At 73.1% G+C, this 23470-nt stretch carries 22 protein-coding genes and 2 pseudogenes; 9 read left to right on the top strand and 15 right to left on the bottom strand.

Annotated features, from left to right (window positions below; all coding sequences use genetic code 11):
* Positions 1-41: 41 nt before the first annotated feature.
* Positions 42-494 (top strand): hypothetical protein, encoded by a 453-nt coding sequence (locus ACE7GA_RS11980; protein ID WP_376099659.1) that lies wholly within the window; start codon positions 42-44, stop codon positions 492-494.
* A gap of 245 nt (positions 495-739) precedes the next feature.
* On the opposite strand, the gene ACE7GA_RS11975 is transcribed toward ACE7GA_RS11980, so the two are convergent.
* The 5 genes from ACE7GA_RS11975 to ACE7GA_RS11955 all read right to left on the bottom strand — a co-directional run bounded on the left by ACE7GA_RS11975 (position 740) and on the right by ACE7GA_RS11955 (position 6933).
* Positions 740-2005 carry a family 1 glycosylhydrolase gene (locus ACE7GA_RS11975; RefSeq protein ID WP_376099657.1) on the bottom strand — a complete coding sequence of 422 codons (1266 nt, stop codon included), beginning with the start codon at positions 2003-2005 and terminating at the stop codon, positions 740-742.
* A 114-nt stretch (positions 2006-2119) separates the two neighbouring features.
* Entirely contained in the window at positions 2120-3655 is a 1536-nt protein-coding gene (locus ACE7GA_RS11970; protein WP_376099655.1) for a M81 family metallopeptidase, read from the bottom strand.
* A 40-nt stretch (positions 3656-3695) separates the two neighbouring features.
* A complete protein-coding gene (locus tag ACE7GA_RS11965; protein ID WP_376099653.1) occupies positions 3696-4484 on the bottom strand; it encodes a dienelactone hydrolase family protein in 789 nt (262 codons plus the stop codon).
* Positions 4485-4551: 67 nt separating this feature from the next.
* Entirely contained in the window at positions 4552-6270 is a 1719-nt protein-coding gene (gene rpsA, locus ACE7GA_RS11960; protein WP_376099651.1) for a 30S ribosomal protein S1, read from the bottom strand.
* Positions 6271-6486: 216 nt separating this feature from the next.
* Entirely contained in the window at positions 6487-6933 is a 447-nt protein-coding gene (locus tag ACE7GA_RS11955) for a VOC family protein (protein WP_376099649.1), read from the bottom strand.
* Between the two features lie 183 nt (positions 6934-7116).
* Here ACE7GA_RS11955 and ACE7GA_RS11950 point away from each other — a divergent pair, with 183 nt between their 5' ends.
* The 3 genes and pseudogenes from ACE7GA_RS11950 to ACE7GA_RS11940 all read left to right on the top strand — a co-directional run bounded on the left by ACE7GA_RS11950 (position 7117) and on the right by ACE7GA_RS11940 (position 9884).
* Positions 7117-7740 (top strand): glutathione S-transferase family protein, encoded by a 624-nt coding sequence (locus ACE7GA_RS11950; RefSeq protein ID WP_376099647.1) that lies wholly within the window; start codon positions 7117-7119, stop codon positions 7738-7740.
* 16 nt (positions 7741-7756) lie between these two features.
* A complete protein-coding gene (locus ACE7GA_RS11945) occupies positions 7757-9058 on the top strand; it encodes an aminotransferase class I/II-fold pyridoxal phosphate-dependent enzyme (RefSeq protein ID WP_376099645.1) in 1302 nt (433 codons plus the stop codon).
* Positions 9055-9884, top strand: a pseudogene (locus ACE7GA_RS11940) (PhzF family phenazine biosynthesis protein). Before ACE7GA_RS11945 ends, ACE7GA_RS11940 begins: the two are co-directional and overlap by 4 nt.
* A 109-nt stretch (positions 9885-9993) precedes the next feature.
* Here the strand turns inward: ACE7GA_RS11940 and ACE7GA_RS11935 are convergent.
* Together ACE7GA_RS11935 and aroA are read right to left on the bottom strand one after the other, a co-directional pair.
* Positions 9994-10613, bottom strand: a pseudogene (locus ACE7GA_RS11935) ((d)CMP kinase).
* Positions 10614-10726: 113 nt separating this feature from the next.
* Positions 10727-12088: a 3-phosphoshikimate 1-carboxyvinyltransferase gene (aroA, locus tag ACE7GA_RS11930; RefSeq protein WP_376099643.1), complete on the bottom strand. Its 1362-nt coding sequence runs from the start codon at positions 12086-12088 to the stop codon at positions 10727-10729.
* Positions 12089-12208: 120 nt separating this feature from the next.
* On the opposite strand from aroA, the gene ACE7GA_RS11925 reads away from it, so the two are divergent.
* Positions 12209-12529, top strand: a complete 321-nt coding sequence (locus ACE7GA_RS11925; protein WP_376099641.1) for a TIGR02300 family protein — start codon at positions 12209-12211, stop codon at positions 12527-12529.
* Positions 12530-12575: 46 nt separating this feature from the next.
* Here ACE7GA_RS11925 and ACE7GA_RS11920 read toward each other — a convergent pair whose 3' ends face one another.
* From ACE7GA_RS11920 to ACE7GA_RS11910, 3 genes are all read right to left on the bottom strand, one after another.
* Positions 12576-12773 carry a hypothetical protein gene (locus ACE7GA_RS11920; protein WP_376099639.1) on the bottom strand — a complete coding sequence of 66 codons (198 nt, stop codon included), beginning with the start codon at positions 12771-12773 and terminating at the stop codon, positions 12576-12578.
* Positions 12725-13588, bottom strand: coding sequence for a cation diffusion facilitator family transporter (locus tag ACE7GA_RS11915; protein ID WP_376099637.1), 864 nt, complete (start codon positions 13586-13588; stop codon positions 12725-12727). The genes ACE7GA_RS11920 and ACE7GA_RS11915 overlap by 49 nt, the downstream gene beginning before the upstream one ends.
* Before the next feature lie 134 nt (positions 13589-13722).
* Positions 13723-14238 carry a YdcF family protein gene (locus tag ACE7GA_RS11910; RefSeq protein WP_376099635.1) on the bottom strand — a complete coding sequence of 172 codons (516 nt, stop codon included), beginning with the start codon at positions 14236-14238 and terminating at the stop codon, positions 13723-13725.
* Positions 14239-14368: 130 nt separating this feature from the next.
* On the opposite strand from ACE7GA_RS11910, the gene ACE7GA_RS11905 reads away from it, so the two are divergent.
* On the top strand, positions 14369-14854 hold the full coding sequence (locus tag ACE7GA_RS11905; protein WP_376099633.1) for a DUF892 family protein: 486 nt from the start codon (positions 14369-14371) through the stop codon (positions 14852-14854).
* Between the two features lie 204 nt (positions 14855-15058).
* On the opposite strand, the gene ACE7GA_RS11900 is transcribed toward ACE7GA_RS11905, so the two are convergent.
* The 3 genes from ACE7GA_RS11900 to ACE7GA_RS11890 all read right to left on the bottom strand — a co-directional run bounded on the left by ACE7GA_RS11900 (position 15059) and on the right by ACE7GA_RS11890 (position 20169).
* A complete protein-coding gene (locus tag ACE7GA_RS11900; protein WP_376099631.1) occupies positions 15059-17962 on the bottom strand; it encodes a DUF4175 family protein in 2904 nt (967 codons plus the stop codon).
* Between the two features lie 129 nt (positions 17963-18091).
* Positions 18092-19444 carry a diaminopimelate decarboxylase gene (gene lysA / locus ACE7GA_RS11895; protein ID WP_376099629.1) on the bottom strand — a complete coding sequence of 451 codons (1353 nt, stop codon included), beginning with the start codon at positions 19442-19444 and terminating at the stop codon, positions 18092-18094.
* 128 nt (positions 19445-19572) lie between these two features.
* On the bottom strand, positions 19573-20169 hold the full coding sequence (locus ACE7GA_RS11890; protein ID WP_376099627.1) for a TetR/AcrR family transcriptional regulator: 597 nt from the start codon (positions 20167-20169) through the stop codon (positions 19573-19575).
* Between the two features lie 128 nt (positions 20170-20297).
* Here ACE7GA_RS11890 and ACE7GA_RS11885 point away from each other — a divergent pair, with 128 nt between their 5' ends.
* Together ACE7GA_RS11885 and ACE7GA_RS11880 are read left to right on the top strand one after the other, a co-directional pair.
* A complete protein-coding gene (locus tag ACE7GA_RS11885; protein WP_376099625.1) occupies positions 20298-20879 on the top strand; it encodes an ester cyclase in 582 nt (193 codons plus the stop codon).
* Positions 20880-20953: 74 nt separating this feature from the next.
* Complete coding sequence (locus ACE7GA_RS11880; protein WP_376099623.1) at positions 20954-21598, top strand: glutathione S-transferase family protein; 645 nt, start codon at positions 20954-20956, stop codon at positions 21596-21598.
* Between the two features lie 41 nt (positions 21599-21639).
* On the opposite strand, the gene ACE7GA_RS11875 is transcribed toward ACE7GA_RS11880, so the two are convergent.
* Both ACE7GA_RS11875 and ACE7GA_RS11870 read right to left on the bottom strand, forming a co-directional pair.
* A complete protein-coding gene (locus tag ACE7GA_RS11875) occupies positions 21640-22011 on the bottom strand; it encodes a cupin domain-containing protein (protein ID WP_376099621.1) in 372 nt (123 codons plus the stop codon).
* A gap of 29 nt (positions 22012-22040) precedes the next feature.
* Entirely contained in the window at positions 22041-22409 is a 369-nt protein-coding gene (locus tag ACE7GA_RS11870; protein ID WP_376099619.1) for a cupin domain-containing protein, read from the bottom strand.
* Between the two features lie 115 nt (positions 22410-22524).
* On the opposite strand from ACE7GA_RS11870, the gene ACE7GA_RS11865 reads away from it, so the two are divergent.
* Positions 22525-23451: a LysR family transcriptional regulator gene (locus ACE7GA_RS11865; protein ID WP_376099617.1), complete on the top strand. Its 927-nt coding sequence runs from the start codon at positions 22525-22527 to the stop codon at positions 23449-23451.
* Positions 23452-23470: the final 19 nt, after the last annotated feature.

Raw genomic sequence — 23470 nt, 5'->3', positions numbered from 1 at the left:
TCCTGACCCGCCCCCGCCCCATCAGGCGCGACGAGAGACGCATGACCGCACCACGCCCCGCCATCCTCCTCGCTACGCTGGCCTGGACGTCGCTCGCCTTGCCGGCCTTCGCCCAAACCCCAGCCCCTTCGAGCGCGCGGGAAGTCCGGTCCCGCGCCGTCGCGAATTCGGTCACCCCGCCCTCCACCGGCGACGCGACCTGCGACTCCGCCGTGGCAGCCTGGCGCGCCTGCATCGCCGCCTCGCCAAAGGCCGAGGCCGACCGCCGTCAGGCCAATACCGAGGTCGATAAGTTCGTCCGCGACGTCTACGACGCGCGAGGTCCCCACCGCGAAATGCTCATCCGCGCCTGCGGCCCGACCGCCCAGGGCTATCGCACGATGGTCGAGAACGGCACCTGCGCCGGCAACATCACCGGCGCCCGCGACGACCAGTCCACCCGCGTCGGCTCCCCGGCCGCAGCCGTGGCGGAACAGGCCCGGCGGCAGCGCTGAGCGCAGTCCGGTAAAGGCCCGTTGGGGTGGTGCTGGTGACTCCGGAGGAAGGCGCTGCCTTCCTCCGGATCTCCATCCGCCAGGGGACGCGTTCCCTGGACCCCACTCTGTAGACCACCCCTCAGCCCGGGGGCGCCTTCTTCCACATCGCGGGTCCAAGGGCGCGTTCGCCCCTGGTGGGTGGTGGGTCCGGGAGGAGGGCAACGCCCTCCCCCCGGGGCCACGCGCGTTACCCCAACAGGCCCCTACCGAACCGCGCTCAACGCAGGCTGCAGGCATGACCCGCCGCGGGCCAGCACCGACGACCAGTCGCGGATGAGGCGGGCGTAGGCACGCCCGACGGCGCGGGGACGGCGGTCCAGGTCGTAGAGGCCACGCGGGTTCACTTGGCCGCGGTGCTCGCGCAGCGCCGTGTCCCAGTCGATCTGGTCGGTCAGCGAGTACCATGTGAAGCCCAGCAGCGGCACGCCGTCGGCGCGGAGGCGCATGACGCCGGCCCACTGCTTCCACAGCCAGCGCTCCGCCTCGTCGCCGTTCGGGCCCTCGTCGCAGTTGGTCTCGGTGTGCATCACGGGCAGGCGGTAGCGTTCGTGATAGGCACGGGTGACCGGGGCGTAGCCGAAGACCTCGCCGGCCCAGCGGCTCCCGCCGTCCTCGCGGATCAGGTGCTCGTTCGTCGCGTACCAGTCATTGCCCATGATGCAGTGCGGGCGCAGGTCGGCAGCACCCATGAAGAAGCGGTAGTCGTCGCGCGTCAGGCCGTTGTCGAGGAGGAACTCGTACATCGTGCTGTCCACGCGGTGGCCGTAGTTCAGGTCGAGCGTGAGGAAGCGCTCGCCGTTGCGGAACTCCGCATGGTGCAGGGCGCGCGGGCATTCGGGGTGGAAATGCTCGGTGGACTCCGACTGCACGAAGAGCGCGTCGGGCCGCACCGCGAGGATCGCGCGCATTGCCAGCACGTTGGCCCGTACGATGTTCCGGATCGCCGTGACGTAGGACTGGTCGTCGCACCGGTGCTCGTTCCACCAGCCGTACTTCGCCGAGAAGACGGCTGTGATGAACATCTCGTTCACCGGGGTGTAGAGCTGCACCCAGGGAAAGCGCTGCGCGAAGGCGCCGGCGTAGTCGGCGAAGACCTCCGGGAAGTCCGGGTTCTGGAAGTCGCCGATGAAGTCGGGAACGCCGAAATGGCAGAGGTCCACGATCGGCGTGATCCCGTGCCGGCGCAGGCCCGCGAAGGTCTCGTCCGCGAAGGACCAGTCGTGCCGGCCCGGTGCCAGCAGCGTGCGGTGCAGCTGCGGGCCGTAGCGCAGGAACCGGCAGCCGACCTCGCGCACGAGGGCGAAGTCCTCCTCCCATCGCACGTCGTGGCCGCATTCGACGATCTGGTCGCGGCGCACGCCGTGCACGACGGGGGCGCTGTTCTCGATGCCCGTCGCGAACAGGAAGCCGGGCTGGCCGCCGGCCGCGACGGCCGCCTCGGCGGGCGAGAACTCGAGGGCGTCGAGCATGGAACTGCCTCAGGCCAGGGAGGGGTAGGGCTCCCGGATCACGGACACGTTACCAGCGCCCTGATCCCGGGCTAAAGCACAATCACACGCTCGGGAGGTGAAGTTTCGTTTCCGTCACGCCGGCCAGGCTGCGTCGGGATCGAGCGGATAGACCGGCCGCGGCAGGCCCTGGAACGCGAAGCGCGAGAGGACGGGGCTGACGAAGCCGGGACCGTCCACCTCCCAGACCCGCTCCTCCGGCGCGTAACCGGCGAAGCCCGCCCTGAAATGGCCGCGCGACTTCACGACGATGATCCGTGCCGCAGCGGGGTCAACACCCAGCAACTCGAACTGCGCGGGGTCGAGGCACTGGCGGCGCAGCGACCCGACGACGACCCGTAGGCCGCTTCCCTCCAGCTCCAGCAATGCGCTCGGCCCGAGCGAGAAGGCGCGCCCCGCGATGGTGCCACGACGGCCGACCCCCTGGCCGTCCGACAGGCGCCGCACGATGGCGCGCGCGGCGAACCGGTCCGCGAAGGGTGACGGCGTGCGGTTGAACACGGCCTCCAACGCCGCACCCTCGCCGGCGGCGTGCGCCTCTGCCGCCAACACGGGGTCCACGAAGACGCCGAGGATGACGCCTCTTGCGCCCGCCCCATGCAGCGCCGCCAGCAGTTCCGACGTGTTGCCTCCGCCGCCCCCGCCCGGATTGTCCGCCACATCCGCCAGGATGAGGGGCGAACGTGACGGGTCGGCCCCGGTCGCGACGGCCTCTGCCACCGCGTCGGGGATCGGGGTCAGGTCGCGCCGGAAGCGGTGCCGTTCGTCCCAGATGCCGCGGGCCAGCCGCTCCGCCGCCGCCCGCGCCTTGCCACCCTGCCCCGCCCGCGCGGCCACCCAGATGCAAAGGCCGCATTTCGCGATGTCCGTGAACACGAAGCCGCCGGTGACCGAGACGTTCAGGATATCCGGATCCGCCGCCCGCAGCCGCTCGCCCTCACGGATCGCCTGGGCGTAGGGCAGGCCGCCGTCGCTGAGCAGCGTCACGGTCGGGGGCGTCAGGGGCAGGCGGATGAAGGCCACGTCCGGCCGTGCCTCGCCCGCCAGCCGCGCACGGATCGCGTCGGCGGCCTCCGCGGCGCGTTCGCGCATGTCCACGTGCGGGTTCGTGCGGTAGCCGATCAGCAGGTCGGCCAGCGCGATCTGCCGGTCCGAGACGTTGCAGTGCAGGTCGAGCGTCCCGACGACCGGCACCTCCGGGCCCACGACCTCCCGCACCATCGCGAGGATGGTGCCGTCCGTGTCGTCGTCCTCCGCCGCGCGCGACGCGCCGTGGTTCGCGAAGTAGACCGCATCCACCGCGCCCGCCACCTCCAGGCGGCGCCGGACCTCGGCCAGGAATCGCGCGTACAGCCCCCGTTCCATCGTCCCGCCCGGCGGCGCGGCGATCGCGATCAGCGGCACCGGCTGCCAAGGTCCGGTCTCATCCATGCGGCGATAAAAGCCCGGGAACTCCGCCGGCATCTCCGTCACCGCGCCGCGGGCCGAGTGCGTGATCGCCTCGCCCTCCACCCAGCACTGCTGTTCGAAGTCACGTCGCGTCGTGGGCGGGGAAAAGGCATTCACCTCGAGATGCAGGCCGAGGATCGCGACGCGCGGCGGGTGCGGCATGCCAGGAGTAGAGGCGTCCGCGGCGGCCCTGTCGAGGCGATCAGCCCGGTGCGTCGAGGAACCGGCGGAGGCGCAAAGCCGCGTCCTCCGTCGCCGCCGGGTCGGGACGGATGACGTGCCCGAAATACACGCGGCCCGTGCCCCGCGAATCGAAGGCATGCGTCACGCCGGGATAGACCTGGAGCAAATACAGGCCGAACTCCGGCCGCCACGCCGCCCGGAGCGCCTGGCACCGATCCGCCGGCGTCCAGTCATCCGCATCGCCCGTCAGCACGAGCAACGGGCTGGCGAGGGGGGCCCCCGTGCGCGGGCACCAGGGATAGAAGGCCACCACGGCCGCGAAGGGTGCGGCCCCGTTCCGCTCGGCCGCAGTCCGGGACGCGACGACGAGCGCCGTGCTGCCCCCGTGCGAAAACCCGACCGCCGAGACGCCGTCCGGCCGCACATCGGAACGGGACCGGAGAAAGGCCGCGGCGGCGAAGGCGTCTTCCGCCCGCTCGCGCGGCGAGACGTTCACCCCGTCCCGCGGCGCGCTGCCGCCCGCCTCGCGACAGACGTTCCGCACGCCGCGCGGCCCGAAACTGTCGAGGACGAGGGCCGCATAGCCCCACCCGGCCAATTGCGCGGCCCAACGGCGGACGGTCGGCGTGATGCCGGAACAGCCATGCAGCAGGACGACGGCGGGATGTGGCCCCTCGCCGCGGGGCAGGTGCAGAACGTGGGGCGCGCCGCTCCCGGGCGGGCCGACCTCGCCCGGCCCGATCCGAACCGGCTGGGCCGTCGCCGGCACGGTGCAGAGGGCGAGCAGAAAGGCGACGAGCCGGACCACCGGCACCTCCAACGAAAAGGGCCGCCCCCGAGGGAGCGGCCCTATCCTAATCACCCTGTCGGGCGGATTACTCCTCGCCGACGTTCCGGCGACGGATCGCGGCGCCGAGGATGTCGCCGAGCGACGCACCGGAGTCGGACGTGCCGTACTCCTGCATCGCCTGCCGCTCCTCCTCGACCTCCTTGCCCTTGATCGTCAGGGTCAGGCGGCGCGCGGCGCGGTCCACGGCGGTCACCTTCGCGTCCACCGTCTCGCCGACGGCGAAGCGCTCGGGGCGCTGGTCGCCGCGGTCACGCGCAAGCTCGGCGCGGCGGATGAAGCCCGTCAGGACCTCGTCCACCTTCACCTCAATGCCGTTCGCCTCGACCTTGGTGACGGTGCAGGTCACGACCTCGCCCTTGCGGATCTTGTCCAGCACCTCGGCCGCCGGATCGCTCTCCAGCTGCTTGATGCCGAGCGAGATGCGCTCCTTCTCGACGTCCACGTCCAGAACCTTGGCCTTGACGATGTCGCCCTTCTTGTAGGCGCCCATCGCGACCTCGGCCGGCAGGTCCCAGGACAGGTCGGACATGTGTACCATGCCGTCCAGGTCCGGGCCGATGCCGATGAACAGGCCGAACTCCGTGATGTTCCGGATCTCGCCCTCGACCACGGAGCCCGGGGCGTTGTTCTCGAGGAACACCTCCCACGGGTTGCCCTGCGCCTGCTTGAGGCCGAGCGAAATGCGGCGCTTCGGCTCGTCCACGTCGAGGATGAGCACGTCCACTTCCTGCGACGTCGCGACGATCTTGCCCGGATGGACGTTCTTCTTCGTCCAGGACATCTCGGACACGTGCACCAGGCCCTCGACGCCCGGCTCCAGCTCCACGAAGGCGCCGTAGTCCGTGATGTTCGTCACGCGGCCGGAGAACTTGCCGTTCACCGGGTACTTCACCGCGACGCCATCCCACGGATCCGCCGCCAGCTGCTTCATGCCGAGCGAGATGCGCTGCGTCTCCGGGTTGAACCGGATGACCTGCACGCGCACCGGCTGGCCGATCGTCAGCGCCTCGGACGGGTGGTTGATGCGGCGCCAGGCGATGTCCGTGACGTGCAGCAGCCCGTCCACGCCGCCCAGGTCCACGAAGGCGCCGTAGTCCGTGATGTTCTTCACCACGCCGTCGAGGATCATGCCTTCCTTCAGGCCCTGGATCAGCTCGGAGCGCTGCTCCGCACGCGTCTCTTCCAGCACGGCGCGGCGGGAGACCACGATGTTCCCGCGGGCGCGGTCCATCTTCAGGATCTGGAAGGGCTGCGGCGAACCCATCAGAGGGCCGACGTCGCGCACCGGGCGGATGTCCACCTGCGACCCGGGGAGGAACGCGACCGCGCCGCCGAGGTCCACGGTGAAGCCGCCCTTCACGCGGCCGAAGATCGTACCGTTCACGCGCTGCTGCGCCTGGAACAGCTTCTCGAGGTTCGTCCAGGCTTCCTCGCGCCGCGCCTTCTCGCGCGACAGGACGATGGTGCCGTCCCGGTCCTCGTAGCGCTCGACGAACAGCTCGACGGTGTCGCCCGGCTTGACCTCGGGCTTGGCCCCCTGCGGGGCGAATTCACGGAGGGGAACGCGCCCCTCGCTCTTCAGGCCGACATCCACGACGGCGACGTCATCGTCGATGCGGACCACGCGTCCGGTGACGACGGAGCCTGCGAAGCCGGTATCCGGGCCAAGCGTCTCGTCGAGGAGGGCAGCGAAATCTTCCATGCCGCCGGAAGACGGGCGGTCGAGCATTGTGGCGGATGCCATGCGGTCGGTTTTTCCTGGGGTTCGGGCGCCCTCCTCTCGAAGAGGGCCGGCACCCGGGGGTCCTGCGCCCCGCTCCCGTAATGCGGGGCGGCACGTCTTGCCCGGGGTGACCGGGCCCGTGGGGGAGCGCCCGCGCATGCGAACGGACCGCGAGACCGCGGCTGCCGTCATCTAAAGATCGGCCTGCGCCCTTGCAAGCAAAACGATGACGAGCCCTTAACCTTCCGGCACCGCCCAGCCCGGCACCGCCCAGTCCGGCACTGCCCAATCCGGCCCCGCCCAGTCCGGCCGGTCGAAGCGCTGCACCTCCAGTTGGTATCCCGCGGGGTCGCGGAAGAAGAAGTGGGTCACCCGATAGTGGTCGGAATACTCCACTGCCGGCGGCACCTCGATCCCCGCCGCGGCCAGCCGCGCGTGCCAGGCCTCGACCTCCCGCGTCGCGAAGGTGAAGACCACGCCACCGACCGCCCGGGGGTTGTCCGTCGCCCGCGGGGCACGGGCACGGCAGACGCCAAGGAAGGCGCGCCCGCCTGGGGCGGCCTCATAGATCCGGCAGGTGCCCTGATCCTGCGCCAGCGGGAGTTCCAGCACCTCCTCATAGAACTGCCAGGACGCCTCGGCGTCGTCGCTGTAGAGGAAGGTGATCGCCTGTTCGAACCGCATGGCCGCCCACGGTGTCACGCCGCCGTCGCGGCGTGAAGCGCGACCCTCGCACGGCACGAAGGCGGCGAACCCTCAAGGCCGCTGATGCCCTGCATCAGCATTTCTGCTTTGCCCCAGGCACGGACCGCACGCGACAAGATGTTCGTTGCCGGGCCGCGAGAGCCGCCCGCGCGAAGGCGCCCCATGCTCCGCATCCTCGGCAAGGCCAGCTCGATCAACGTCCGCAAGGTCCTCTGGACCTGCGCCGAGCTCGGCCTCACCCCGGAGCGCGAGGATGTCAGCAGCGGCTTCGCCCCGACCGGTACGCCCGAGTTCCTCGCACTGAATCCCAACCGCCTCGTGCCGGTCCTCCTGGACGAGGCGGGCGTGCTCTGGGAATCCAACGCGATCTGCCGCTATCTCGCGAACAAGGCCGGCCGGACCGATCTCCTCCCCGCCCGACCGCGCGGCCGCGCCGTGGTGGAGCAGTGGATGGACTGGCAGGCGACGGAGCTGAACCCGTCCTGGCGCGCCGCCTTCCTCGGCCTCGTCCGCCGCGACCCCGCCCATGCCGAACCCTCCCGCATCGCGGCGGCGGTCCGCGGGTGGAACGCGGCGATGGCCATCCTGGAAGGCCGGCTCGCCCAGACTGGCGCCTACGCCGCGGGCGAGACCTTCACCCTCGCGGACATCGTCCTCGGCCTCTCCGTCAATCGCTGGCGGATGACGCCGATGGAGCGTCCGGACTGTCCGGCGATCGCCGCCTACCACGACCGGCTTCTCACCCGTCCCGGCTATCGCGAGCACGGCGCCAACGGCATTCCGTGACCAGGAGAAATCCCCCGTGACCACCCTTGACCGCGTTCCCGACGCCGAACTCCGCGCCCTCCTCGACCGCACGCGGACGGAGTACGAGGCCTTCCGCGCCCGTGGCCTCCGCCTCGACATGACGCGCGGCAAGCCGTCGCCCGAGCAGCTCGACCTCGCGAACGGGATGCTCACGCTGCCCGGCAACCGCGACTGGCACACGGAAGCCGGGGAGGACGCGCGGAACTACGGCGGCCTCCAGGGCCTGCCGGAAGCCCGCGCCCTCTTCGCCCCGGTCCTCGGCTGCCCGCCGGACCAGGTGGTGATCGGCGACAACTCCTCCCTCGCGCTCATGCATGACGTGGTGGCCTGGGCAATGCTGCACGGCGTCCCCGGCTCGTCCCGCCCCTGGACGCGCGAGGAGGCGCCCGCCTTCCTCTGCCCGGTGCCCGGCTACGACCGGCACTTCACCATCCTCGACGCCTTCGGCATCCGCGCCATCCCCGTCCCGCTGCTTGGGAACGGCCCGGACATGGACGTCGTGGAAGACCTCGTCCGCGACCCCGCCGTGAAGGGGATCTGGTGCGTCCCGCGCTACTCCAACCCGACCGGGGAGATCTACGCGGAGACGACGATCCGCCGCCTCGCCGCGCTGCCGGCCGGCGCCCCGGACTTCCGCCTGTTCTGGGACGATGCCTACGCCGTCCACCACCTGACGGAGCGGCGCCACGCCATCGCCAACATCCTCGACCTTACCGCGGAGGCCGGGCACCCCGACCGGGCCTTCCTCTTCGCCTCGACCTCCAAGGTCACGCTGGCGGGCGCCGGCCTCGCGCTCTTCGCCTCCTCCCCCGCGAATGTCCGCTGGTTCCTTGCCCGCGCGGCGGTGCGCACGGTCGGGCCGGACAAGCTGAACCAGCTGCGCCACGTGCGCTTCCTCCGCGACATGGAGGGGCTGCACCGCCACATGGACGCGCACCGCGCCGTCGTCGCGCCGCGCTTCGACGCGGTGCATGACGCGCTGACGGCCCGCCTCGGCGGCCTCGGCATCGCCCGCTGGACGAAGCCGGAAGGCGGCTACTTCATCACGGTGGACGGGCCGGACGGCACGGCACGCCGCGTCGTGGCCCTGGCGAAGGAGGCCGGGCTCGGCCTGACCCCGGCCGGCGCGACCTGGCCCGGCGGCGTGGACCCCTATGACCGCACGCTGCGCCTCGCCCCGACCTACCCGTCCCTCCCCGATGTGCGCGTGGCGGCGGAGGGCATTTCCCTCTGCATCCTCCTGGCCGCGTTGGAACGCGGGGCCGCGGCGCGGGCCCCGGCGGAAACCGCGGCATGAACGTCCAGCGCCTCGCCGCCTTCTCCGACGGCAACGCCGGCGGCAACCCCGCGGGCGTCGTCCTGCTCGACGCCCTGCCGGACGCGGCGACTATGCAGCGCGTCGCGGCGGAGGTCGGCTATTCCGAGACCGCCTTCGCCGTGCCGGAGCATGACGCCTGGCGCGTCCGCTACTTCGCGCCGGCGATGGAAGTCCCCTTCTGCGGCCACGCGACCGTCGCGCTCGGCGCCGCGCTGGCCCGGCATGCCGGCGACGGCACCTACCGCCTGCTGCTGAACGAGGCGGAGATCACCGTGGAGGGTCGCCGCGACGGGCCGCTCACCGCGGCGGCGCTGCAATCCCCGCCGACGTCGAGCGAACCCGCCGACCCCGCCCTCGTCGCGGCCGCCCTCGGGTTGTTCGGCTACGACGGGGCCGACCTCGACCCGCGCCTCCCGCCCCGAACGGCCCAGGCCGGTGCGCGCCACCTCCTGCTCGCGCTGCGCGACAGGCGCGGCTGCGCTCCATGTCCTACGACCTCGCGGCGGGGCGCGATCTGATGACCCGCGCGGGCCTCGTCACCATCGCCCTGGTCCAGGCGGAGTCGGACACCCTCTTCCATGCCCGCAACGCCTTCGCGGCCGGCGGCGTGTCGGAGGACCCCGCGACCGGCGCCGCGGCCGCCGCCTTCGCCGGCGCCCTCCGCGACGCGGGCTGGCCGCACGGCCCCGCGATCCGGATCGTGCAGGGCGAGGACATGGGCGTGCCGTGTCGCATCCACGCGGCGATCCCGTCCCTCCGGGGGACCAGCATCCGCGTTTCCGGAACCGTGCGGGAGATCGGTTGAAAGGGCCCCATGCGGAGCGGAACCGCCCGGGGCGGAGAAGCCGCGCTTCGAAGGATGACCCGGCCCCAGTGATGCCGACGATGGTCGGCCTGGAACGGGTCGAGCCCCGTCAGCCCCGCGCCGCCCTCACCACGTCCAGCGCGCGCCGGAGCACCTCCTCCGGGCCCAGCGCGGTGGTGTCGAGGATCGCGGCATCCTCCGCCGCCCGCATCGGCGCCGCGTCGCGCGCCGCGTCCCGCGCATCCCGTACCGCCATTTCGGCAGCGACCTCCGGCAGCGGGATCTCCTCCCCCGCGCGGCCCGTTCCCGCCAGCGCCGCTGCGCCCGCGCCTCCGCCGAGGCGGTGACGAAGAGCTTCACCGTCGCGTCGGGAAAGACGACGGTGCCGATGTCCCGCCCGTCCAGCACCGCGCCGCGACGGCGCCCGAAGACGCGCTGGAAGTCCAGCAGCGCGGCGCGGACGCCCGGTATGGCCGCGACCTGGCTCGCGCCCTGGTCCACGGCGGGCGACCGCAAGTCGTCCCGCTCCAGGTCGGCAGCGTCGAGGGATCGCGCGGCGGCCTCGGCTGCGACGGGGTGCGTCGGCAGCCCGCCAGTCGCCAGCACCCGTGCGGCCACCGCGCGGTAGAGCAGCCCCGTGTCGAGGTAAGGAACTCCGAGCTCCGCCGCGAGCCGCCGGGCCAGCGTCCCCTTGCCCGCCGCCGCCGGCCCGTCCACCGCAATGATCAGGGGCGCATCGGGTTCCCCGGCCATCCGCTGCGCCGCCAGGGCCGCGAGGGGCGTCCCGCCCTCCTCCGTCACGCCCTCCCCCGTCACGCCCTCCCCCGTCACGCCCACCTTCATCACGCCTGGGCCGCCTCGGCCGCCATGATCGCGCCGCCGCCCGCCAGCCCGTCCATCATGGCCGCGAAGCCGGGGAAGGAGGTCTCGATGAACGCCGAATCATCCACCGCCACCGGCCGATCCGACGCCAGCCCCATCACCAGCGCGGACATCGCCAGGCGGTGGTCCATCTGCGTCGCCACCACGCCCCCGCCGGCCGCCGGCGCGCCGTTCCGGTGCAGGATGAGGTCGTCCCCCTCGACCTCCGCCGCCACGCCGTTCGCGCCGAGCAGCGCGACGGTGGCCGAGAGACGGTCGCTCTCCTTCACGCGCAGTTCGGAAAGCCCCCGCATCCGCGTCGTCCCCCGCGCGAAGGCGGCGGCCACGGCCAGCACGGGATACTCGTCGATCATGGACGGCGCCCGCCCCGGCGGCACGTCCACGCCGCGCAGGTCCGAATGGCGCGCGGTCAGGTCGCCGACGGGCTCCCCGCCCTCCAACCGCTCGTTCGTGACGGTGATGTCCGCGCCCATCTCCCGCAGCGTCGCGAAGAGGCCGGTCCGCAACGGGTTCAGCCCCACGCCCTCGATCGTCACCTCCGATCCCGGCACCAGCAGCGCGGCGACGATCGGGAAGGCGGCGGAAGACGGGTCGGCCGGCACGACGACGTTCGCCGCGCGCAGTTCCGGCTGGCCCTCCAGCTCGATCACCCGCCCGTCCCCGCGCGCCTCCACGCGCACCGTCGCGCCGAAGTGGCGCAGCATGTTCTCCGTGTGGTCGCGGGTCGCCTCGCGCTCCTCCACCCGGGTCGTGCCCCGCGCGCAGAGGCCGGCCAGCAGCACCGCCGACTTCACCTGCGCCGACGGCACGGGCACGACATAGTCCAGCGGCAGCGGATCGGCCGCCCCCTCCACCGCCAGCGGCAGCCGCCCGCCCGACCGGCCGGAGAACCGCGCCCCGCAGGCGGACAGCGGCTCCGTCACCCGCCGCATCGGCCGCTTGCGGAGAGAGGGATCGCCCGTCAGCACCGCGAAGATCGGGTGCCCCGCCAGCAGCCCGCAGATCAGCCGCGCCGCCGTGCCGGAATTGCCCATGTCCAGCACGTCCGCTGGCTCCACCAACCCGCCGACGCCGCGGCCCGCCACGCGCCAGCGCCCCTCCCCGGCCCGCTCGACCTCCGCGCCGAGTGCCAGCATGGCCGCGGCAGTGCGGAGCACGTCCTCCCCCTCCAGCAACCCCTCGATCGTCGTCTCCCCGACCGCCAGCGCCCCGAACATCAGCGCGCGGTGGGACACCGACTTATCCCCGGGCACCCGGACCCGTCCGGAGAGGGGCCGGCCCGGTCGGGCGGCGCGGAGCGGCTGGGGGGCGTGGGCGGTCATGCGGAAGGCCGGGCAGGAAGCGGGCGCGTTTGACACGCGCGCGGCGCCCGTGGCAATGCGCCGCGCCCTTTCACGACCCCCTCGGCGCGCCCCTCGGCGCGCCCCAGTCCGAAGGTCCCCATGGCCAAAGCCGAACTCGGCCTCAAGCGCACCTGTGTCGCCTGCGGCACGCGCTTCTACGACCTGACCCGCACCCCCGCCGTCTGCCCGAAATGCGGCACGGAACAGCCGGCCGAGCAGCCCCGCGCCCGCCGCGCCGCGCCGCTGCCGGAGGAGAAGCCGAAGAAGCGCGTCCCCGCCGGGGATACCCCGGACATCGAGGACGTGGACGCCGAGGAGGTCGCGGACGATGCGGCCGTCGAGGACGCGGACGACCTCGAGGACGATGACGACATCGCCGAGGACATCGCGGTCGAGGGCGGGGACGAGGAGGAGACCTGACCTCCCCGCGGCCTGACCCGCGGCCCCACCCGCAGTCCCACCGGTATCAGGCCGCGCAGCCCGCACACAGGTCGGCCGTCGCCGCCATCTCCACCTGGAAGGTCGCGTGGCCGATGCCCCTGGCGCGCGCCACCTCCGTGGCCGCGACAAGGATGGCATCCGGGTCCGCGGCCGCCCCGCGTACGAGATGCGCCGTCACCGCGGTCTCCGTCGTGCCGAGCGCCCAGACGTGGAGGTCGTGCACCGCCTCCACCCCAGGCAACCGGCGCAGCGTGTCGCCGAGCGCCGCCGCATCCATCCCGGACGGCACGGCATCGAGCGACAGGTCCAGCGCGTCGCGGAACAGCCCCCAGGTGCCCCAGGCGATGATCCCCGCGACCGCCAGCCCCGCCGCCGGGTCCAGCCCCCCCAACCCGTCAGCGCGATCAACACGCCGGAGACGACGACGCCGAGCGAGACCGCCGCGTCGGCGGCCATGTGCAGGTAGGCGCCGCGGATGTTCAGGTCGTCGTGCCGCCCGCGGTAGAACAGCGCGGCGGTCGCGGCGTTCACGGCGATGCCGGCGGCCGCGGTCCAGATGACGATGCTCGCGGGAACCTCGCCCGGCGCGCCGAAACGCCGCAGCGCCTCCGCCCCCAGCAGCGCCGCCGCGACGAGCAAGAAGGCCGCGTTCGCGAGCGCGCCGAGGATGGAGGCGCGGCGCAGCCCGTAGGTCCGCGTCGCCGTGGCGGGGCGCCTGCCGAGCCGCGCGACCCACCAGGCCAGCAGCAGCCCCGCCACGTCGCCCAGGTTGTGCGCGGCATCCGCCAGCAACGCGACGGAATCGGCGTACCATCCCGCCCCCGCCTCGATCGCGACGAAGGCGACGTTCATCGCCGCGCCCAGCGCGAAGGCACTGTCATAGTTCGCGGGGCCATGCGCGTGGCCGTGATGATGCCCGTGGTGGTGCCCGCCATGGCCGTGACCGCCTGACGGCGGCGCGGGGCGGTCCGCATGGTCGTGCGCGGCGTCATCTTGGTCGTCGTGGACGTGGTCGCCGTGGGCGTGGCTGCGGTGCACGCGGCCGGCATGATCATGGCCGGCATGATCACGGCCGTCGTGAGCGTGGTCGCCGTGGGGATGATGCGCGTGGGCCAGGACCGCCTCCTCCGCGATGGAACGCGCGGCAGAGAGCGCGGATGACCGGCGTTACGCTATTGCTCCCGCCAGCGCCGCCAGGCCCCGGCGACCGCGTCGTAGGGCAGCGCGGGCGCCTCCCGCAGCCGCCAGCGCCACTCCGCGAAGCCCGGGCCGGGCTGGGCGGCCGCCCCACCCTCCGCCGGCACCCCGGCCAGCCGTAGCAGCATGACGCAGCGCCGCAAGTGATAGCCCGAGGACACCGCGAGCACCCGCCCCACGCCGCCACGCGCCCGCAGCAGCGCCGCGACCGCGAAGGCGGAGGAAAGGGTGTCGGTGCCCGTCGGCTCCTCCAGGATGTCGGCGGGGTCGACGCCTGCTTCCTCCAGCAGGCGCCGCATCAGCGTGGCCTCGGTCGGGCCGTTCCGCCCCAGCCCGCCCGTCGGCAGGTAGAGCGGCGCGACCAGCCCCATCGCCGCCTGCGCCGCCGCGATGACCCGGCGCCGCATCGTCTCGCTCGGCGTGCCGTCCGGGCGCACCGCCGCGCCGAAGATCACCACCGCCGTGCGGAGCGGAACGTCCCCGTCACGCATCGAAACCCTCGCGTCCGACCCCGGCAACTCGTCGTGCCCCGCCCCGCGTCAAGGAAATCGTGTTCCGCCCAGTCCGCAAACCACCGCGGCGACCGGCGTTCCCGCCGCGCCTTCCGAACGGAGAACAATCATGGCGACCGACGCGCGCGAATTCTACCTCACCGGCCTCCGCAACCAGCACGCCGTGGAGAAGCAGGCGATCGAGACGATCGAGAAGCAGCTCGACCGCATGTCCGCCTATCCCGACCTGCACGCGCGCATGCAGAAGGAACTCGACCGCTCCCGCTCGCAGCAGGAGCGGCTGGAGCACCTGATGGCGGGACACGGCACCGCGCCCTCCGCCGTGAAGGAGACGGTGACCGCCGCCGTCGGCACCGTCGCCGGCCTCGTGCACATCACGGCGGACGACGAGGTCATCAAGAACGTCCTCGCGGCCATCGGCTACAAGGCCTACGAGATCGCCTCCTACAAGACGCTCATCGCCGCGGCCGACCGCGCCGGTGCTTCCGGCGACAAGTCGGTGCTGGAGACGTGCATGAAGGAGGACATGGAGATGGGCGACTGGCTCGGCGAACACCTGCCGGGCTTCGTGGACCAGCACCTGTCGCAGCACTGACCGTCGGGCGTTTCGCCCGCCGTCCCGGGAGAAGGGCTTTGCCCTCCTCCCGGACCCTCCACCCACCAGGAGGCTTGCCTCCTGGACCTCGATCTATTTGGGATGCCCTTGATCGGCGGGGTCCAGGGGACGAGTCCCCTGGCGGATGGAGGTCCGGAGGAAGCCAGCGCCTTCCTCCGGGGCCACCAGCGCGACACCCCGCGCTCAGTACCGCGGCAGCAACCGCTCGATGTAGTCCAGTTCCCCAGCCGGCCGTTCGCGCTCCGCACTGCGGCGGCGGAGTTCGTCCTGCAGGCGGCGGGTGCGGAGCTGTTCCGCCTCATCCGGCACGCGGGTATCGCCGCCTTCCTCGTTCGAGCCGTTGGCCTCGCGAAGGCGACGTCCCAGCGGGTCGCGGCCCTCGCCGAGTTCAGCCATCCGGTCCTGGCCCTCGCCGCCCTGCATGCTGCCCTCGGCCATCGCGTCGCCCTGGCCCTCGCCTTCCTCCTCGCCCTCGCCTTCCTGCGGCGGGCCGAACTGGCGGGCCATGCGCTGCGCCATCTGGCGGCCGCCCTCCGACAACTCGCGGATGGCCTGCTGCTGGTGCGGGCGGGCGTCGCGGCCTTCGGTCAGGGCCTCCGCGCTCTCGCGCATCGCCTGATCGGCGCGGCCGAGCGGGGCGGGCACCTCGCCCGTCAGGTCGCCCTGCTGCTGCATCAGTTCGCCGAGGGCGCGCCGCAGGGCACGCTGCGTCCGGGCGTCGCGGTTGGCCTCGGCCTGCGCCTCCTCCCGCTCGCGGGTCGAGGCGCCGGGGTCGGGCTGCTGGAAGGGCGGGCGCTGCGCGAAGGGCGTGAAGGGCCGGCGTTCCCGGTTGCGGCGCGCCTCCTCCGCCGTATCGCGCTGGTGGGCGCCGTCCAGGAGGCGTGACTGGCGCCGCACCATGTCGCCGACGACGCCCATCTGCTGCTGCCCGCGCTCTCGCCGCTGCCGGCGCTGCTCCTGGTTGGACTGGGCGAGTTCGCCGTTCTCCAACTGGTCCAGCATGCGCTCGAGCTCGGCGAGTTCGCGCTCCGCGTCCTCCGGACGGTCGGCGCGGTTCTGTTCCTGCATGCGGCGGGTGCGGCGATCGGCCTCGCGGCGCTGCTGCTGGCCGGTCTGCGGGTCCGGCATCACCTCGTTGTTCTCGCGCTGCAACTGCTCGGCCAGCGCGTCGAGGTGGCGGCGGATGGCGTCGCGCAGTTCCTGGATGCGGCGGTCGGCGGCGGTGCGTTCGCGGGAACGCTGCTCGCCCTGCTCGCGCTGCGCCTGTTCCCGCTGCTCCGCCCGTTCGCGCGCGGCCTGCTCGCGCTGTTCGGCACGCTCCCGGGCCGCCTGGTCGCGTTGCTGGCTCTCGGCCTGCTCGCGCTGCTCCCGCTCCGCCCGCTGCTCGGGCGTCTCGTTCGCCTCGCGGGCCTCGCGTTGCGCCCGCTGCTCCGGCGTTTCGCGGTCGCGGCCCTCGCGCGCCTCCTGCTCGCGCCGCGCTTCCTCGGCGGCCTCGCGTGAGGCGCGGTCCCGTTCCTCGCGGTCGCGGGCCATGCTCTCGCTGCGCTCGCGCAGCGCCTCGCGCAGCCGCTGGCGCGCGTCGACGAGGGCGCGGGACGTCCGGTCGGTGCGACCCTCCTCCAAGGCCAGGGCGAGTTCCCACAGCGTCTGCTGCACCTCCGGCACCGCCTCCGCCCGCGCGTCATCCTTCAGGCGGCTGCGGGAGGAGCGGAGGGCGAGGAGCGTGCCGCTGTCGCCCTCGAAGGTCTCGGGGTGCTCGGCGATCGCTTCCAGCCCGGCGGCGGCTCGCTCGCGGTCGTGCGGTGCAACGGACAGCCCCTTGCGGATGGCGATCAGGGCCTGGGCGACGGGGTGGTTGAAGCTCCGCTCCGGCAAGGTCAGCGGCGCGTCGTCCGAGGCCCCCTCTTGCGCTGCGCCGTCGCGCGCGATGAGCCGGGCGCGGACCGGCAGCCCGGCCCAGGGATGGGCGGAGAGGTCGGGCGCGGCGACGCCGCGCGGCGCCTTCGGATGGCCGGGCGGAACGGAGAGGTCGAGGGTGATCGGCGCGGCGTCGGGCCGGGCTTCCAGCCGGATCTCGGCGCGGGCCGCGGCGACGCCCCAGTCGTCCTCCGCCCGCCACGGCAGGCGGATCGCAAGGCCGCGCTGCGCGGGTGCTGGCGGCTCGGCGAAGGAAATGCGCGGCGGGGCGTCCGCCTGGACCACGAGGGACCAGGTCGCGACCTCCGCCGGCCCCTGGCGCACCGTGATCCGGCCGCCGGTGTCGAGCGTGGCCTCCGCCAGGTGGCTGCCGGCGCCGAGGGTGGTGAAGGCCCCGGCCTCCGCCCCGTCGCGCAGCAACGTGGGCGTGGCGTCGGAGGCGCCGCCCGAGAGCGCGATCCGCAGCCGGCTGCCGGCCGGGACGGTGGCGCTGCCGCCGGCGCTGTCGAGGAAGATCGGCGCTGCGCCGGTATAGGCGGGCGGCGTGACCCAGGCTTCGAGCCGGGCGCCCGGGGCGACAGGGCCGGCGACCGGCGCCGCGTCGGGCCAGAGGGCACGTCGCAGCCGTTCCGGCGCCTCGCCCCCCGCCGCGACGAAGGCAGCGAGCAGCGCGACGACGAGGGCGTGGCGCAACGCCCGCGGGTCACGGGAAGGCAGGCGCGGGCGGGGCGTTCCGACGCGGAGCGCGCGGATCCGCGCGGCCTCCCGATCCTGGTGCACCTTCCAGAGGGCGAGGGATGCCGGATCGTTCCCGGTGGGACGGTCGGCGATCGTCGTCAGCGGCCGGTGCGGCAGGCCGGAGGCCTGTTCCAACCGACGATCCGCCGCATCGTCCCGCGGCATCGCGATCCCGCGCCAGGCGCGCAGCAGCGCGAGGCCGAGGCCGGTGACGAAGAAGGCCAGGATCGCCGCGTGGACGACCGGCGGCAGGATCAGGAATACCCCGGACAGCGCCGCGACGAGGAACAGCCCGAGGACGCCGAGAACGGGCCAGGCGAGGGGCCAGAGGCCTTCCCAGAGGAGGGCGAGGCGGGCGCGCCGCCGAAGCCCGGCGAGGCGGCGAAGGGCGGGGTTCGCCCCCGGTCCCTCGGGGCGCGCCGGCCCGGTCACGTAGCGATGCCCCGGGCTGGCGGGGCGACCGGGCGGCCCGCGGCGGGCGGGCGGGCGGCGGTGCGGCGGGCGGGTGCGCGCAGGGGGGCGGTGGCGCCGCGGCGCCGCCCGCGCGCCGGAACGGCGGCCTCACGCGGCGCCTCCGTCCAGCCATTCCGGCACGCGTTGGTGCGCGATCAGTGCCTCCACGTCCTGCCGCGGGCGGATCAGGGCGGTGCGGGCGCCGTCCACCAGCACTTCGGCCGCGAGCGGCCGGGCATTGTAGGTGGACGACATGGTCGCCCCGTAGGCCCCGGCATCGAGGAAGGCGACGAGAGCGCCCGGCGGCAGGTCGGGCAGGGACCGCCCGCGGGTAAAGGTGTCGCCGCTCTCGCAGACCGGCCCGACCACGTCCGCCGGGGCCAGCGGCGCACGCAGGGCGTCCGGCGCCACGGGCAGGATCCCGTGCCAGGCGTCGTACATCGCGGGGCGGAGGAGGTCGTTCATCGCGGCGTCCACCACCACGAAACGCCGCTGGGCCCCGCGCTTCTGCAACACGACCGACGAAAGAAGCACCCCGGCCGGCCCCGCGATCCAGCGCCCTGGTTCCAGCATCACCGGCAGGCCGAGCGGGCCGAGCGTCGCCTTGATGGCGCCGGCGAGCGCCGCCGGGGTCGGCGCGATCTCGTCGCGGTAGGGGATGCCGAGGCCGCCGCCGCAATCCAGCCTTTCGACCGGCAACCCGCGGGCGATCAGCCCCTGGGCCAATTCGGCGACGCGGGCATAGGCCGCGCGGAAGCCCGCCATGCCCTCGGTGATCTGCGACCCGATATGGACCGCGAGGCCGATCGGGCGGAGGCCCGGCATCCCCGCCATCCGCGCGTAGAGGGCCGCGGCATCGGTCCAGGCGATACCGAACTTGTTCTCCGCCTTGCCGGTCGAGATCTTGGCGTGGGTCCGCGCGTCCACGTCCGGGTTGATGCGCAGCGACACCGGCGCCATCGCGCCCATCGAGCACGCGACGGCGGAGATGCGCTCCACCTCCTCCGCGCTCTCGGCGTTGATCTGCATGACGCCGTGGGAGAGGGCGAAGGCGATCTCCCCCGCGGTCTTGCCGACCCCGGAGAAGACGATGGCGCTGCCGGGAATGCCCGCGGCGAGCGCGATCCGGAACTCGCCTTCCGACACCACGTCGGCGCCCAGGCCTTCGCTGCGGAGCACGCGGAGGACGGCGAGGCTGTCGTTGGCCTTCATCGCGTAGTGGATGGAAGCGTCCAGCCCGGCGTCCCGCAGAGCGGAGAGCAGCATCCGCGCCCGGCGCCGCAGCGTGCCGGCGGAATAGACCCAGGTCGGCGTCCCATGGTCCCGCGCGACGGCGGCGAGCGGCACGTCCTCCATCACCAGCCCGTCCATCGCGTGCGCGGTCAGGTGCGGGCGGGCCGCGAGCAGGTCGGCGAAGTCGGGATCGGGCGTATCGAGCACGACGGGGGCGGGTGCGGCCATGCCCCTAGTGTGGGGTCGCGCGGGGAGTTGAGGAACCCTTTTTGGAGGCACCCGCCGGGCCCGGGCAGCCCGCCCCCGAGCGCGGCGCTGCGCCGTTCGTCAGGCAACCGTGCGACGGACGCGCTGCGTCAGGCCGGCTGCGCCGCCGCGTCCAGCAAACCTTCCGCCACGCCGCAGATCGCCGCCGCCTTGTTGCGTGATAGGCCGCCACGCCCCTGAAGCGCCAGGCCCTGGCCGAGATTGGCGAGGAACTGCGCCAGCGCCCGGATGTCCGTCCCCGGCCGCAGCTCCCCTTCCTCCAGCGCGCGGCGGAGCGCCGCGTGGAAGGATTCCTCGATCGCGCCGTTGTGGCGCTCGGTGATCGCGGTCACCTCGGCGTCGCGTCCGAACTCGACGGTCGAGTTGCAGACGAGGCAGCCCTTGAAGCCCGGCGCCGTCACCGCCTCCACCCAGGCCACCAGCACGGCGCGGACGTTGGCGAGGCCGGAGCCCGGCGCGGCCAGTTGCTCGTGCAGCCAGCGGAACTGCGTCGTGCCGTAATGATCCAGCGCTTCGAGGAACAGAGCGCGCTTGTCGCCGAACGCGTTGTACAGGCTCTGCCGCCCGATCCCCATGGCCGCCTGCAGGTCGGGCAGGCCGGTGCGCTCATAGCCCGCCGCCCAGAAGGCGCGCATCGCGTCCTCCAGCGCCTTGTCCCGGTCGAACTCGCGCGGCCTGCCGCTCATGCCGGGGAGACTGGGCTTTTTGGACCGATCAGTCAAGATTTCGCTTGATTGTGGATCGATCGGTCCATATTCCGGAGCCAGGACGTGGCCGGCATCCCGCCGCACCCGTCCCGCCGGAGACTTCACCGATGCGCCGCAGCCTCCTCGCCGCGATGGCCCTGCTCGCCGCGACCCCCGCCCTCGCCCAGACCCGTCCCGCCACGCCGGCGACGCCCCGCATGACCGAGCCGCCGGCCGCGCCCGGCACCGTCGCCTACAACACCTGGCTCGGCCGCACCTTCTCCGAGGTCCTGCTGAACGAGCGGTCGCAGGAGGAGCGTGTGCGCATCCTCAACCGCATCGTCGCCACCGACTACATCCAGCACAATCCGCTGGTGCCCCAGGGCCGGCAGGGGCTGATCGACTTCATCCCCGTCATCTACCAGTCCATGCCGGACAGCCGCTTCATCCTGCACGACGTCTTCGCGACGACGGAGCGCGTCGTCACGCGCTGGACCTGGACGGGGACGCTGACCGGCGCGCCCTTCCTCGGCATCGCCGCGCGCGGGCAGCGCGTGGAGTTCGACGTGATCGACGTCTGGTCCGTGCGGAACGGCATGCTGCAGGAACACTGGGACCAGTTCGACTGGCCCCGTGCCCTCATCCAGCTCGGCGTGCAGGGGCTGCCGCAGCCCTTCGTGGACGTGGCCGCGCGCCCGGTCAGCCGCTGACGCGACGCATCGACGCAGCCCGGGGCCCGGCGGCAACGCCGGGCCATCCCCCGCTTCCGACAGGACCTGACCCGATGACCCTCACCGTGCATGGCTGGGGCTTCAGCCCTTATGTCCGCGCCGTCCGCGCCGCGCTGAACGAGAAACGCGTGCCGCACGAGCACCGCGACATGACGCCCGCCGACCTGGCCGATCCCGCGTTCCGCGCCATCAGCCCCTTCGGCAAGGTGCCGGTGCTGCGGCACGGCGACCTCGCCCTCTCCGAATCGATCGCGATCCTGCACTACGTGGACGAGGCCTTCCCCGGCCCGTCCCTCGTGCCGGAGGAGGCGGTCAACCGCGCCCGGATGCGCGCGCTGCTGCTCGGCGTCTCCGCCTACCTCTACCCGACGGCCGTGATGGGCGTGTTCTTCGGGGAGGCCTACGTCCAGGCCAATGGCGGCACGCCGGACGCGGAGGCGGTGCATGCGGCGGCGTCGCGCACCGCCCCCATTCTCGACTCGCTGGAATCGCAATGGGCCGGTCCCTGGGCAGTCGGCGAAGCGCTGACCCTCGCCGACCTGCTCGCCCTGCCGATGATCCAGAACCTGGCGATGACCGGGGTGGGCCGCGACCTCATCGCCGCCCGTCCCCGTCTCTCCGAATGGTTCGCCCGCGCCGCCGCGCGGCCGAGCCTGCGGGCGACCGAGAAGCCGATCCCCCTCTTCGGCCTGGGATAGGGAGCGGAAGGATGGCGGGACCGGCGCCGGCCCCGCCGCCCTCACACGAAGACGCTGTCGTCCGGGCCGACGCCCGGGTACTGGATGAACATCAGCGTGCAGCCCGTCTCCGTCGCATGGGGGCCGTGCAACACGCCCGGACCGTGGGAGAGCATGGAGCCGCGCGCCAGCCGCTCCCCGTCATTGATCATCTCGCCGTCCAGCACGTAGACCGCCTCGATCGCCTTGGGGTGGTAGTGCCGCGCGAGCACTGCGCCCGGCTCCAGCCGCAGCAGGGCCACGAACGGCGCCTGCGTCGTGTCGGTGTTCAGAAAGGCGGCCGCCGTGCCGCCGGTGAAGCCCGGGAGGCTGAAGGGGGAGAAGGTCACCTTCTCCGCCCGCAGCACCCGCCCTTGCGTCATTTCCTGGTTCATCGCCGTCTCCTTCCGATCAGCGCCCGCGTTCACTCGGCGATCCGGAAGTCGGTCGGGTCCACCTCGCTCGACTGGAAGAAGGCGATGGTCGCGCCGCCCTTCGTCTCGTGCGGGCCGTGCACCTCGCCGGGACGGACCGAGAAGAAGGTCCCCGGGCCGTAGGTGATACCCGCGTTGATGAAGTCGCCGTCCAGCACGAGGAAGGCCTCGGTCGAGCGGTCATGGACGTGGGCCGGGATGCGGGCGCCCGGCTCCATGCGCATGGCGGCGGTCACGGGGCCGGCGGTCAGGTCGCGGTTGAGAAAGGCCGCGCTGATCGTGCCGGTATGGCCGGGGATCGGGAAAGGGCCCCAGGCGTAGTCGGCCGGGGTCAGGATCTCCGTGGCACCCTTGGTCATCGTCGGTCTCCTCTCGTCCCGGGCGGCGCTCGCCGCCGATGGGAAGGGTTTGCCACGATGCGCCGAGACGCATAATCAGGCCTCTATCGAAATCATTATTGTTTCATGGGCAAAGATGTCCGACCGCCTCGGCCCGCAAGCCCTCTCCGACGTCGAGGTCTTCTGCCGCGTCGCCGACCTCGGCGGCTTCTCCCGTGCGGCAGGGGCGATGGGCCTCGCCCCCTCGGTCGTCAGCCGCTCCGTCGCGCGGCTGGAGGCGCGGCTGGGCACGCCGCTCTTCACCCGAACGACGCGTCGCGTGACCCTGACGCAAGAAGGCGCGGTCTACTTCCAGGGCTGCCGAGAGGCGCTCGCCTCCATCGAGGAAGCGGGACAGGCCGTCAGCGGCGCGGCGGGCCAGGTCGCGGGGCGGCTGCGCATCGCCGTGCCGACGACCTACGGCAACGTCCGCATCCTGCCGCGCCTGCCCGCCTTCATGGCGCGCCACCCCGCTGTCATGCCGGAGGTGCACGTGACCAACCGCGTCATCGACCTCGTCGAGGAAGGCTTCGACCTCGTCATCCGGATCGGGGAGCAACCGCCCTCCTCCCTCATCCAGCGCGTGCTGGAGACGCTGCCGATCGGCGTCTTCGCCGCGCCCGCCTACCTCGCGGCGCACGGCATGCCGGCGGTGCCGGAGGACATCGCGCGGCACCGCTGCATCGGCTTCCTCTGGCCCGGCGTGCCCCGGGCCTTCGACTTCCTGTTCCGCTGCGATGGAAAGCCGCTGGCGATCGCGCCGCCGCCGGGCCCTGTCATCGCGCATGACCCCATGGGCATGGTCGCACTCGGGCTGGCGGGGGGCGGGCTGTTCCAGACCGGCCACTACGTCGTGCAGGAACACCTGGACCGCGGCACGCTCATCGAGGTGCTGGCCGACCACGCGGGGGCGACGCGGTCCGTCGTCGCGCTCTATCCGCCGAACCGCCGCTTCTCCGCGCGGCTGCGGGCCTTCCTGGGCTTCTTCCGCGACGTTGGGGCCGGACAGGCCCGCACCCCGTAGCGCGTCCGCGCCGCCCTAT

The sequence above is a fragment of the Roseomonas sp. CCTCC AB2023176 genome, from assembly GCF_042259275.1.
GTDB lineage: Bacteria > Pseudomonadota > Alphaproteobacteria > Acetobacterales > Acetobacteraceae > Roseomonas.
Note: the sequence above shows the minus strand (reverse complement) of the source record. Positions and strands in the feature narration are given on the sequence as shown.

What these genes read in the sequence shown, in the direction of transcription:
- ACE7GA_RS11980 (WP_376099659.1), top strand. Translation starts at nt 42, where the DNA reads ATGACCGCACCACGCCCCGCCATCCTCCTCGCTACGCTGGCCTGGACG.
- ACE7GA_RS11975 (WP_376099657.1), bottom strand. Translation starts at nt 2,005, where the DNA reads ATGCTCGACGCCCTCGAGTTCTCGCCCGCCGAGGCGGCCGTCGCGGCC.
- ACE7GA_RS11970 (WP_376099655.1), bottom strand. Translation starts at nt 3,655, where the DNA reads ATGCCGCACCCGCCGCGCGTCGCGATCCTCGGCCTGCATCTCGAGGTG.
- rpsA (WP_376099651.1), bottom strand. Translation starts at nt 6,270, where the DNA reads ATGGCATCCGCCACAATGCTCGACCGCCCGTCTTCCGGCGGCATGGAA.
- ACE7GA_RS11955 (WP_376099649.1), bottom strand. Translation starts at nt 6,933, where the DNA reads ATGCGGTTCGAACAGGCGATCACCTTCCTCTACAGCGACGACGCCGAG.
- ACE7GA_RS11950 (WP_376099647.1), top strand. Translation starts at nt 7,117, where the DNA reads ATGCTCCGCATCCTCGGCAAGGCCAGCTCGATCAACGTCCGCAAGGTC.
- aroA (WP_376099643.1), bottom strand. Translation starts at nt 12,088, where the DNA reads ATGACCGCCCACGCCCCCCAGCCGCTCCGCGCCGCCCGACCGGGCCGG.
- ACE7GA_RS11925 (WP_376099641.1), top strand. Translation starts at nt 12,209, where the DNA reads ATGGCCAAAGCCGAACTCGGCCTCAAGCGCACCTGTGTCGCCTGCGGC.
- ACE7GA_RS11910 (WP_376099635.1), bottom strand. Translation starts at nt 14,238, where the DNA reads ATGCGTGACGGGGACGTTCCGCTCCGCACGGCGGTGGTGATCTTCGGC.
- ACE7GA_RS11905 (WP_376099633.1), top strand. Translation starts at nt 14,369, where the DNA reads ATGGCGACCGACGCGCGCGAATTCTACCTCACCGGCCTCCGCAACCAG.
- lysA (WP_376099629.1), bottom strand. Translation starts at nt 19,444, where the DNA reads ATGGCCGCACCCGCCCCCGTCGTGCTCGATACGCCCGATCCCGACTTC.
- ACE7GA_RS11890 (WP_376099627.1), bottom strand. Translation starts at nt 20,169, where the DNA reads ATGAGCGGCAGGCCGCGCGAGTTCGACCGGGACAAGGCGCTGGAGGAC.
- ACE7GA_RS11885 (WP_376099625.1), top strand. Translation starts at nt 20,298, where the DNA reads ATGCGCCGCAGCCTCCTCGCCGCGATGGCCCTGCTCGCCGCGACCCCC.
- ACE7GA_RS11880 (WP_376099623.1), top strand. Translation starts at nt 20,954, where the DNA reads ATGACCCTCACCGTGCATGGCTGGGGCTTCAGCCCTTATGTCCGCGCC.
- ACE7GA_RS11875 (WP_376099621.1), bottom strand. Translation starts at nt 22,011, where the DNA reads ATGAACCAGGAAATGACGCAAGGGCGGGTGCTGCGGGCGGAGAAGGTG.
- ACE7GA_RS11870 (WP_376099619.1), bottom strand. Translation starts at nt 22,409, where the DNA reads ATGACCAAGGGTGCCACGGAGATCCTGACCCCGGCCGACTACGCCTGG.
- ACE7GA_RS11865 (WP_376099617.1), top strand. Translation starts at nt 22,525, where the DNA reads ATGTCCGACCGCCTCGGCCCGCAAGCCCTCTCCGACGTCGAGGTCTTC.